Origin of the sequence: Paracoccus sp. UBA889, from assembly GCA_002294185.1 — a bacterium.
Taxonomy (GTDB): Bacteria; Pseudomonadota; Alphaproteobacteria; order Rhodobacterales; family Rhodobacteraceae; genus Paracoccus.
The window spans coordinates 1-6,051 of sequence record DBFD01000068.1; the positions used below are offsets into that span (position 1 = coordinate 1).

At 68.5% G+C, this 6,051-nt stretch carries 5 protein-coding genes; all 5 read right to left on the bottom strand.

Annotation, left to right across the window (positions count from 1 at the left end):
- Positions 1-59 precede the first annotated feature (59 nt).
- Complete coding sequence (locus tag B4L36_RS13845; RefSeq protein ID WP_292958329.1) at positions 60-1,292, bottom strand: NAD(P)/FAD-dependent oxidoreductase; 1,233 nt, start codon at positions 1,290-1,292, stop codon at positions 60-62.
- Positions 1,289-2,314: a DNA polymerase III subunit delta gene (gene holA / locus B4L36_RS13850; protein WP_292958331.1), complete on the bottom strand. Its 1,026-nt coding sequence runs from the start codon at positions 2,312-2,314 to the stop codon at positions 1,289-1,291. The genes B4L36_RS13845 and holA overlap by 4 nt, the downstream gene beginning before the upstream one ends.
- A complete protein-coding gene (lptE, locus tag B4L36_RS13855) occupies positions 2,311-2,802 on the bottom strand; it encodes an LPS assembly lipoprotein LptE (protein WP_292958333.1) in 492 nt (163 codons plus the stop codon). Before lptE ends, holA begins: the two co-directional genes overlap by 4 nt.
- Entirely contained in the window at positions 2,789-5,326 is a 2,538-nt protein-coding gene (gene leuS / locus B4L36_RS13860; protein WP_292958335.1) for a leucine--tRNA ligase, read from the bottom strand. The genes lptE and leuS overlap by 14 nt, the downstream gene beginning before the upstream one ends.
- A gap of 81 nt (positions 5,327-5,407) precedes the next feature.
- Positions 5,408-5,866: a DUF3576 domain-containing protein gene (locus B4L36_RS13865; protein WP_292958337.1), complete on the bottom strand. Its 459-nt coding sequence runs from the start codon at positions 5,864-5,866 to the stop codon at positions 5,408-5,410.
- Positions 5,867-6,051 lie beyond the last annotated feature (185 nt).

Genomic DNA, 6,051 nt, shown 5'->3' on the forward strand with positions numbered 1-6,051 from the left:
GCTCTAGCGGTGCATCCCCGCTCTGCGCGACTCCCGCCCGCCCCTGACCGCGGCATGGCTCAGGGTTGCCGTTTCCGGAGCGGCGCGCCAGCCTCGATCAACCGCGTCGAGGCAGCCATTCCCGCCATCCGCCCCGTCAGCAGACACCCGCTGAGAAGATAGCCGCCGGTCGGGGCTTCCCAGTCCAGCATCTCGCCCGCGACGAAGACATTCGGCAGGGCGCGCAATTCCAGATCGGGGGTGATCGCCGCCTCGGTGACCCCCCCGGCCGAGGAAATCGCGCCTTCGATCGGCATCGGCCCGCCCAGCGGCATCGGGACGGACTTGGCAAGCATCGCCCATCCCCGCGCATCGCCTGGAAAGGGTCGCCCCCATTCCAGCATCAGCGCCACCTTGATCGGATCGCCCAGGATTCGCCGCAGCCAATTGCCCAGCGACAGCTTCGCCCGGGGCCGCGCGAACCGCCGGACCAGCGCATCCGGCCCCAGATCCGGCGCAAGATCCAGACGCACCCCGGCCCCGTCCCGGATCACGGCGGCAATCTCGTAGATGCCGCCACCCTCGATACCCTGGCGCCCGATCACCCACTCGCCCCGGCTGACCATCTCGCCCGCGCGCAGGGCCACGCCCTTCACGGCCGCCCCGAGATGGCGATTCATGGCGGGCGACCAATCGACACGAAATCCCATATTCGCGGGACGGAACGGCGCGATCCGCACCCCCGCATCGCGCAGCAGCGGAACCCAGGCCGCATCCGATCCCAGCCGCGGCCAGCTTGCCCCGCCAAGCGCCAGCACCGCAACATCGGCGCTGACCTGCCGCGGCCCCTCGGGCGTCTCGAAGAGAAATCCGTTCTCAAGGTCGGTCCACCGCCAGCGGGTCCGCAACCGGACCCCGCGCGCATCCAGCCGCGCCAGCCATGCCCGCAACAGGGGCGAGGCCTTCATCCCGACCGGAAAGACCCGGCCGGTGGAACCGGTGAAAACGGCGATCCCCAGCCCGCGCGCCCAGTCCATCACCTCGGGCGGGCCTAACACGGCTTTGCCTTGGTCGAAATATCCCGGGGTCCGGGGCGGCGCCCCGGTCGCGCCGCCGAAGTGACGCAGGAACGCCGGCAAAGGCTCGTCCCTGGTCAGGTTCAGCCCGGACTTGCCGGCCATCAGGAATTTCCGCGCCGGTGTCGGCATCGCCTCGGCGATCACGACCGCATGTCCCGCCCCCGCCAGCATCTCGGCCGCCATCAGGCCGGCCGGGCCGGCACCGATCACCAGCGCCTCGACGGTTTCGCTCACCGCCGCCCCGCCTGCATCGCCAGCCGGATCAGCGCACGCTCGACCAGCGGCATCTGCGGCGCGCGGCTGGAACTGCGCAGGATCAGGTCAGTGTCCAGAAGCGCGTGCACCGCCTCTTCCAGCGGACCCAGGCCCCAGCTTTGCGCCTGCCGGGCCATTCTGTCGCGGCGGGGACCGAAGACCGGCGGGCGCATCCGCGACAGGCCCGCGCCCGGCCCCTGCGGATCGGCGGCGGCCAGGTGCAGCGCCCTGAAATGGCGCAGGGCGGCGATGGCCAGCGAGACGGGCGTGACGCCCTGCCCCTCGATCCGCCGCATCAAGGCGCCGAAACGATCCGATCGTCCCTCGGCCACGACGTGCAGCAATTCGTCCAGATCGGCCTCGATGGTCGCGGGCGCCATCAGCGCCACCTCGGCCGGCGTCAGGGGCGTATCATCGCCATATTTGTAAAGCCCGATCTTTTCGATCGTCTGGCGCAGATCGCCGGGATCCAGGGCCCGCGCAAGCGCCGTCAGATCGCGCATCGCCTCGCGCGACACTTCGCCGAGGCCCGACGCGGCCAGCCAGCGCGCGATCTCGTCCTCGCCGGGGGGATCGTCGTAGACCGGGGCCGCGACCGCCTGCCCATGCGGCTCGAACAGCTTGCGCAGGGCCGAGGATTTGGCCAATCCCCCGGCCGTCACCACGATCACCGCGTCACCGGGCTGCCATTCACCAAGCGCCGCCGCCACCGCCTCGGCGGCCGTATCGGGCGTATCCTCGACCAGAACGACGCGGGGGCCGGGAAAGAAGCCGACCGCCTTGACGGCGTCCAGCAGCGCGGCCGGATCCTTCTTCAGCCCGCCACCCGCCAGCCGGGTCAGGCGCATTTCCTCGTCGGCCTTCTCTCCGGTCAGCGCGGCCACCGCCTCGGTCCGCTTCAGCGATACGCGCATCGCGTCCTGGCCATAGATCAGCAGGGCCGGGCGCGAAGGGTCGGGCCGCGCCAGATAGCGGGCGATCTCTCCGCCCTTAAGGTTCATTCCGGCAGCGAAGCGGACGCCGCCAGCAGCCGCGTGACCACCTGATCGGCCAGCATCGTGGCCAGCCGCTGCCGGGCATCACCCTCGGCCGACAGCGTGGCGATGGTCGTGCCGGTGGTGGAATACGAGGTAAAGCTGCTGACCCGCCCTTGCGCAAGGACGCGGCCCGCCTGGTCCTTCAGGGCGAAATCGGCGGTGCCGCTCAGCGAATAGCGCGTTGTCACCTCGTCGGGCGTGATCGCCTGCGGAACGACGCCGATGGCGATGCCGTAATCCAGATCGTAGAGATCGCCCTCGCCGCCCAGACGTTCGGCCAGGCGGCGGTTGAAGATAAAGTCCTGGTAGGTTTCCGGATCGCGCGGGCGGATCTTGCCGAAAAGGCGGCGCCCCGCCCCGTTCGGGCCATAGACAGGCGTCAGCCCGCAGGCCGAGACGGCCAGCAGGCCCAGCAGGGCCGCGCGGCGCGACAGGCGGTCACGCGACGACATTGACGATCCGTCCCGGCACCACGATCAGCTTCTTGGGCGCGGCCCCGTCAAGGAACCGTCGCACCGTCTCGTCGGCCATCACCATGGCCTCGATCTGATCCTTGGGCATGTCCCTGGCGACGCTGATCTCGGCCCGCCGCTTGCCATTGATCTGGATCGGCAGGACGACATTGTCATCGACCAGCAGCGCCGGGTCCGCCTGTGGCCAGGGGGTATCGACGACCAGGCCCTGCCCGCCCGACATGGTCCAGACATCCTCGGCCAGATGTGGCACCATGGGCGCCATCAGTTGCGCCATGATCCGCAGAACCGCCTTGCGCGGTTCGCCCCCGGCGCCGGACCTGCCGATCGCATTGGCCAGTTCATAGAGCCTCGCCACCGCCTTGTTGAAGGTAAAGGTCTCGATGGCGCGGGTCACGTCGGCGATGGCGCGATGGGCGGCGCGGGTCAGATCGGGATCGTCGCGATCTGCGCCCGCATCCTCGGCCAGCCGCCAGAGGCGCGACAGGAATTTATGTGCGGCCTCGGCCCCGGCGGCGGTCCATTCGACATCGCGTTCGGGCGGGCTGTCCGACAGCATGAACCAGCGCGCGGTGTCGGCGCCGTAGCTTGCCACGATGTCCAGCGGATCGACGACGTTCTTCTTGGATTTCGACATCTTGGCCGAGGGGATGACCTTGACCGGGGTTCCGTCGGCCAGACGGCCGTCGGTCACATCCTCGGGCAGGTGATAGACGGCGCGGCCCCGCGCATCGGTGGTCATGTAGATCTCGTGCGTCACCATGCCCTGCGTGAACAGCGCGTTGAACGGCTCTTTCGCGGTCTCGGGCAGATGGCCGGTCCTGACCATCGCGCGGGCGAAAAAGCGCGAATACAGCAGATGCAGGATCGCATGTTCGACGCCGCCGATATACTGGTCCACATTCATCCAGTAATCGGCCTCGGTGCGGTCGGTCGGGGTCGCCGCATGGGGGCTGGTGAAGCGCGCGAAATACCACGAGGAATCGACAAAGGTGTCCATCGTGTCGGTCTCGCGCAGGGCCGCGCCGCCGCATGTCGGGCAGATGGCCTGACGCCAGGTCGGATGCCGGTCCAGCGGGTTGCCGGGCACATCGAAGCTGACATCGCGCGGCAGCAGCACCGGCAGATTGGCCTTGGCCTCGGGCACGGTTCCGCAGGCGTCGCAATGCACGACCGGGATCGGACAACCCCAATAGCGTTGCCGCGAAATGCCCCAGTCGCGCAGGCGGTATCTGGTCACACCCTCGCCCCAGCCTTCGCGTTCCGCATGGGCGATGGCGGCATCGACGGCGGCTTCGCCGGTCTGGTCGGCCGCGCCGGCGAAGCCGCGGACGTAGGTGAGGGTTTCCGATTTCGGCGGCACATAGGGCGCGGCCGCGACCAGCGCGTCGGCCTGTGCCGGATCCATCCCCTTCTCGCCGAACGTCGCCCGGATCGGCAGGCCGTATTTGGTCGCGAATTGATGGTCGCGCTCGTCATGGGCGGGGCTGCCGAAAATCGCGCCGGTGCCGTAATCCATCAGCACGAAATTCGCGATCCAGATTGGCAGGTGCCAGTCCGGGTCCAGCGGATGACGCGCCGTCAGCCCGGTATCGAAGCCCATTTTCGGCGCGGTCTCGATCGCCTCTTCGGTGGTGCCGATGCGGCGGCATTCCTCGATGAAGGCGGCGGCCTTCGGATCGGCGGCGGCCAGATCGCGCACCAGAGGATGATCCGGCGACAGCGCCACGAAGGACGCACCCATCAGCGTGTCGGGGCGGGTCGTGTAGACCTCGATCGCCTCGAATCCCTCGGGCGCATCGACTGTCGGGAACCGCAATTGCAACCCGCGCGACTTGCCGATCCAGTTGGCCTGCATCAGCCGCACCTTGTCGGGCCAGCCGGTCAGCCCGTCAAGCGCCGCCAGAAGTTCATCGGAATAGTCGCTGATGCGGAAGAACCACTGGGTCAGTTCGCGCCGCTCGACCGCCGCGCCCGACCGCCAGCCCTTGCCGTCGATGACCTGTTCGTTGGCCAGCACGGTCATGTCCACCGGATCCCAGTTCACCTGCGCCGACTTGCGGGTGACCAGTCCGGCCTCCAGCATGTCCAGGAACAGGGCCTGCTGCTGGGCCACGTAATCATCGTCGCAGGTGGCGAATTCGCGGGACCAGTCGATGGACAGGCCCAGCGGGCGCAGCTGTTCGCGCATCGTCGCGATATTGGCATAGGTCCAGTCGCGCGGGTGGCCGCCCCGTTCCATCGCCGCGTTCTCGGCCGGCATCCCGAAGGCGTCCCACCCCATCGGGTGCAGCACGGAAAAGCCCTGCGCGCGCCTGAACCGCGCCACCACATCGCCCATGGTGTAGTTGCGCACATGCCCCATATGGATGCGTCCCGAAGGATAGGGAAACATCTCGAGCACGTAATATTTCGGCCGCGCGTCGCGGGTCGCGGCAAAGCTGCCGGCATCGGCCCAGGTCGTCTGCCAGTGGGCTTCGCTGCGGGCGGGATCATAGGGCATCGTGCGGACCTGTCTGGCGTCGTTCTTCGCCGCCGTGTTTATACGGCGGCGATTGGCGGGTCCAGCCTCGCCCGGCAGGCCCTAGAGCCGCCCGTCCTGGATCCGCAACTGCCGCGCGCGGGTCAGGATCGCATCCTCGACCGCGCGGACGGTTCCCGGCTCGACGGCCGCGCCGCCCGGCCCCTGCAGCGACAGTTTCAGGCTGCGCGCATCCAGCGCCGGATCGCTGACCTTGATCGTCGCGCGATAAGACCGGCCGCCGCCCGGAGGCGTGCCGTAACCGGTCACGATCACGCCGGTGAAGGGGTCGATCGACTGGACCGGCAGGAAGTTCAGCACATCCAGGCTGGCGTTCCACAGATACTTGTTCACGCCGACGGTGTTGTTCGGATTCTCGTTGTTGCGAAACAGATCCCAGATCGTCGTCCTGCGCTCATCGGGGCGAACGTCCCGGTCGCTTGAGGCAGCGCCGCCACAGGCGGAAAGAGCGGCGCTCAGGATCATAACCAGCGTCAGTCGCGCGGCGCGTGCGGTGTTCATGGTGTCCCCCGGTTCTTCGCGTCGACAGAAGCCTTAGCGCGGATCGCCCCCGCGCCACAAGCGCCTTGGGGCGGCGGCGGGACGGACCCGTTCGCGGGCCTGGACGGCGGCGATCACGCAAGTGTGGCCCATGTGCATCACAGATTTGGGTAAAGATTTCAGCCCCTCCGTGATTCCGTTGCATC

What these genes read in the sequence shown, in the direction of transcription:
- holA (WP_292958331.1), bottom strand. Translation starts at nt 2,314, where the DNA reads ATGAACCTTAAGGGCGGAGAGATCGCCCGCTATCTGGCGCGGCCCGAC.
- lptE (WP_292958333.1), bottom strand. Translation starts at nt 2,802, where the DNA reads ATGTCGTCGCGTGACCGCCTGTCGCGCCGCGCGGCCCTGCTGGGCCTG.
- leuS (WP_292958335.1), bottom strand. Translation starts at nt 5,326, where the DNA reads ATGCCCTATGATCCCGCCCGCAGCGAAGCCCACTGGCAGACGACCTGG.
- B4L36_RS13865 (WP_292958337.1), bottom strand. Translation starts at nt 5,866, where the DNA reads ATGAACACCGCACGCGCCGCGCGACTGACGCTGGTTATGATCCTGAGC.